Source organism: Pseudomonas sp. P5_B2, assembly GCF_056400445.1.
Genome location: NZ_JBFULH010001420.1, coordinates 1 through 614 on the forward strand (window position 1 = coordinate 1; position 614 = coordinate 614).

Annotated in this window: 1 protein-coding gene; it reads left to right on the forward strand. The window is 53.1% G+C overall.

Translation table 11 applies throughout. The annotated features are described in order from the left end of the window. Positions 1-114: 114 nt before the first annotated feature. The coding region (locus AC1DRJ_RS31580) for a DUF3050 domain-containing protein (RefSeq protein ID WP_477805555.1) at positions 115-614 on the forward strand (500 nt) is incomplete at its 3' end.

Consider the following 614-nt stretch of genomic DNA (forward strand, 5'->3'; position numbering starts at 1 on the left):
CTCATACCGATCAGTTAGCTTGAGGGACTTGCTTGCCCACAGAAATCTTTAACCAACAGATTCTTATTGCCGCAACTTCCTGAATGACACTTCAACTCACGTATAGGCTCACTCATGAAAACCAACAAAGACCGCCTCATCCAGAAAAAAGCAGAACTTAGTGCACACCCCATCTTCTCTGAAATACATTCGCTGTCGGTACTTCAACGCTTCATGGAAACCCATGTATTTGCCGTGTGGGATTTCATGTCGCTGACCAAGCGTCTGCAACAGGAACTGACGTGCGTTCAACTGCCTTGGTTGCCACCACGAGACCCCCAGGCCGCGCGCCTGATCAACGAAATCGTGCTGGGTGAAGAGTCCGATGATCGTCCGGCCCAAGGTCATTACAGCCATTTTGAACTGTATCTGGATGCGATGCGCGAAGTGGGTGCCAGCACTGTCGCAGTGGAACGCTTTGTAGCGTTGCAGCAGGAAGGCGTGAGTTATGACGTCGCGTTGCAAAGCGTGGACGTCAATCCGGCGGCGGCGCAATTCGTGCGGCACACCTTGCACACGGCGTTGCATGAACCGGGACACAGCGTGGCCGCAACGTTTTTGCATGGTCGTGAGAG